Below are 3,322 nucleotides of genomic sequence, written 5' to 3' on the forward strand. Positions count from 1 at the left end.
GACAGCGCGAAAGCGGTGGGTCAGCCAATGACTCTGTTGACTGACACACCGCTTTCGCGAGCAAGCCCGCTCCCACATTTTTGATTGCATTCCAGAGCTGGCAGCTGATTCGGCTGCGCCACCTCCAGTTTCAGCTTTCCCGGCTGGGCCGCCCCCTCGTTTCAGCCGGGATTCACCCCGCACAAGCCACAAAATAGCCGCACTGCCCAACCCCATGGATTCGTGCACCCATGCAAACCACCAATACCGTCTTGATGATTCGCCCGGCGCGCTTTGCCTTCAACCCGGACACCGCGATCAACAACCGCTTCCAACGCCAGCCCCTCGACCCGCTCAGCGCGCAGCAGAAAGCGCTGGAAGAGTTCGACGGCTATGTCGACACCCTGCGCCAGCACGGCGTGGAAGTGCTGGTGGTGCAGGACACCCTGGCGCCCCACACCCCCGATTCGATCTTCCCCAACAATTGGTGGAGCAGCCACGCCGACGGCAGCCTGGTGTTGTACCCGATGGAAGGCCAGAACCGCCGGCTGGAGCGCAACAAGGGCGTGCTGCAAGTGCTGGAACAACGCTTCGCGATCCACAGCACCATCGACCTCAGCCACCTGGAACAACAGAATATTTTCCTCGAAGGCACCGGCAGCATGGTGCTCGACCGCCAGCACCGCATCAGCTACGCCTGCCACTCCGGGCGCACCCACCACGATGCCCTGCGCCAGTTCGCCGAACGCCTCGATTATCAGCTCTGCGTGTTCCATGCCGTAGACCGCCATCACGCGCCGATCTACCACAGCAACGTGATGATGAGCGTCGGCCGCGACCTCTCGGTGGTGTGCCTGCAAGCCCTGCCCGACGAGGGCGAGCGCCTGACCCTGGAACGCTCCCTGCGCGACACCGGCAAAGACATCCTCGCCCTCGACTTCGATCAGCTGGAAGCCTTCGCCGGCAACATGCTCGAAGTCCACGACCGCGACGGCCAGCCGCTGCTGGTGATGTCGGCCAGTGCCTGGGGCGCCTTGCAACCGGCACAGCGCGCCCACGTGGAACGCCATACGCGGCCGGTGGTGGTGAACATCGACCACATCGAACGCATCGGCGGCGGCAGTGCCCGCTGCATGTTGGCAGAAGTGCACTTGCCAACTCGTCCCTCATTTCAATAAGGAGTCTTGCCATGACCCGTTACATCGACGTCAACGACCTCAGCTACCTGGTGTCGCAAAAAGGCCTGCAAACCTGCATCAGCGAGATGGCCGAGTACATCCGCGCCGATTACCTGCGCTGGCAGGACTTCGAAAAATGCGCACGCCTGGCCAACCACTCACCGGACGGTGTGATCGAGCTGATGCCGGTGTCCGACGCCGCGCTGTACGCCTTCAAGTACGTCAACGGCCACCCGAAAAACACCCAGGCCGGCATGCTCACCGTGATGGCCTTTGGTGCACTGGGCGACGTGGACACCGGCAAACCGGTGTTGCTGGCCGAAATGACCCTCACCACCGCGATTCGCACCGCCGCCACCTCGGCGCTGGTGGCGCGCTACCTGGCCCGCGACAACAGCCGCAGCATGGCGCTGATCGGCAACGGCTCCCAGAGTGAATTCCAGGCCCTGGCCTTCCACGCCATGCTCGGCATCAATGAAATCCGCCTGTTCGACATCGACGCCAAGGCCACCGCCAAGCTGGCGGCCAACCTCAAGGCGTTCCCGGCGATAGAGGTGATCCTGGCCAGCAGCGTGGCCGACGCGGTGAAAGGCGCGGACATTGTCACCACCGTCACCGCCGACAAGGCCTACGCGACCATCCTCACCGACGAGATGATCGAGCCGGGCATGCACCTCAATGCCGTCGGCGGCGACTGCCCCGGCAAGACCGAGCTGGACCGCCGTATCGTCGAGCGCGCCCGCGTGATCGTCGAGTACGAGCCGCAAAGCCGGATCGAAGGTGAAATCCAACACATGCCGGAAGATTCGCCGGTGACCGAACTGTGGCAAGTCATCAACGGCCAACGGCCCGGCCGCGAAAACCCGCGCCAGGTCACGCTGTTCGACTCGGTGGGTTTCGCCATCGAAGACTACTCGGCCCTGCGTTACGTGCTGGATGTGGCCAAGGCCCTCGACGTGGGCAGCACGCTGGAACTGGTGCCGGACCTGGCCGACCCGAAAGATCTGTTTGCGCGCCTGGCCCAGCCCGTCGCACAGCAGAAAAAGCGCGCCTGAGACCGCTCTGGCCTGCCGCTTTGCGTCGGCGGCGGGCCGGGTTTGCAGGGAGGAAAAGCCGATTCAGCGGGTCTTGCAGCCGATTCCGCTGCATTGGCCGATTTAACAGCGCAATTTGCGCTTTATGCGAGGGGTAAACGACACAAAAAACGCACCACCTTGAAGCATTCTCTCCGCCAACAAGAACGATTTGTTTCAACTCATTTACTGCCCTGACATCAATTACAAAATATAGGGACTACACCATGACTCCACTGCGATCACTCTTCGCTGCGTTGCTGTTGCCACTGTGCGCCACCGCCGCTCACGCCCAGGAGTGGAAAGAAATCCGCTTCGGCGTCTTCCCCGAATACCCGCCCTTCGAATCCGTGGCCGCCGACGGCAGCCTGCAAGGGTTCGACATTGAGCTGGGCAACGCCATCTGCGCCAAGCTCGACGTCAAATGCACCTGGGTGCACAACGAATTCGACGGCATGATCCCGGCCCTGCGTGCGCGCAAGTTCGACGCCATCATGTCGTCCATGGCCGTGACCCCGGCCCGCGAAAAAATCATCGACTTTACCGACCGCCTGTTCCTCAGCCCGACGTCGGTAATCACCCGCAAGAGCGCCGACTTCGGCGACACCCCCGAATCGTTGAAAGGCAAGCAAGTCGGCGTGCTGCAAGGCTCGCTGCAGGAAGCCTACGCCCGTGCGCACCTGGCCAAGCTCGGCGCGCAGATCAAGGCGTACCAGTCCCAGGACCAGAATTACGCCGACCTGCAAAACGGCCGCCTCGACGCAACCCTGACCGACAAGCTCGAAGCCCAGCTCAACTTCCTGTCCAAGCCTGAAGGCGCCGACTTCAAGACCGGCCCGGCGTTCAAGGACCCGACGTTGCCACTGGACATCGCCATGGGCCTGCGCAAGAACGACCAGGAACTGCGCGCGCTTATCAATAAAGGGATCGCGGCCGTGCAGGCGGATGGGACGTATGCCGAGATCCAGAAGAAGTATTTCGGCGATCAGGACATCTACCACGAGTAAGCCAACACCGACCCTGTGGGAGCCGGTTTGTGTGGGAGCGGGCTTGCTCGCGAATGCGGTGGTTCAGTAACAAATTTAGTGACTG

At 62.3% G+C, this 3,322-nt stretch carries 3 protein-coding genes; all 3 read left to right on the forward strand.

What is annotated here, in order from left to right; all coding sequences use genetic code 11:
* Positions 1–230 precede the first annotated feature (230 nt).
* The 3 genes from ctlX to NUV89_RS28700 all read left to right on the forward strand — a co-directional run bounded on the left by ctlX (position 231) and on the right by NUV89_RS28700 (position 3,237).
* Positions 231–1,157: a citrulline utilization hydrolase CtlX gene (gene ctlX, locus NUV89_RS28690; RefSeq protein ID WP_257783974.1), complete on the forward strand. Its 927-nt coding sequence runs from the start codon at positions 231–233 to the stop codon at positions 1,155–1,157.
* An 11-nt stretch (positions 1,158–1,168) separates the two neighbouring features.
* Entirely contained in the window at positions 1,169–2,212 is a 1,044-nt protein-coding gene (locus tag NUV89_RS28695; RefSeq protein ID WP_257783975.1) for an ornithine cyclodeaminase, read from the forward strand.
* A gap of 245 nt (positions 2,213–2,457) precedes the next feature.
* The gene (locus tag NUV89_RS28700; RefSeq protein WP_257783976.1) at positions 2,458–3,237 is read left to right on the forward strand and encodes an ABC transporter substrate-binding protein; all 780 of its coding nucleotides are present in this window, start codon (positions 2,458–2,460) and stop codon (positions 3,235–3,237) included.
* The last annotated feature ends 85 nt before the right edge of the window (positions 3,238–3,322 follow it).

It is taken from the genome of Pseudomonas sp. 18.1.10 (assembly GCF_024655625.1).
GTDB lineage: Bacteria > Pseudomonadota > Gammaproteobacteria > Pseudomonadales > Pseudomonadaceae > Aquipseudomonas.

Coding starts and splice junctions, on each gene's coding strand:
- ctlX (WP_257783974.1), top strand. CDS start 231: ATGCAAACCACCAATACCGTCTTGATGATTCGCCCGGCGCGCTTTGCC.
- NUV89_RS28695 (WP_257783975.1), top strand. CDS start 1,169: ATGACCCGTTACATCGACGTCAACGACCTCAGCTACCTGGTGTCGCAA.
- NUV89_RS28700 (WP_257783976.1), top strand. CDS start 2,458: ATGACTCCACTGCGATCACTCTTCGCTGCGTTGCTGTTGCCACTGTGC.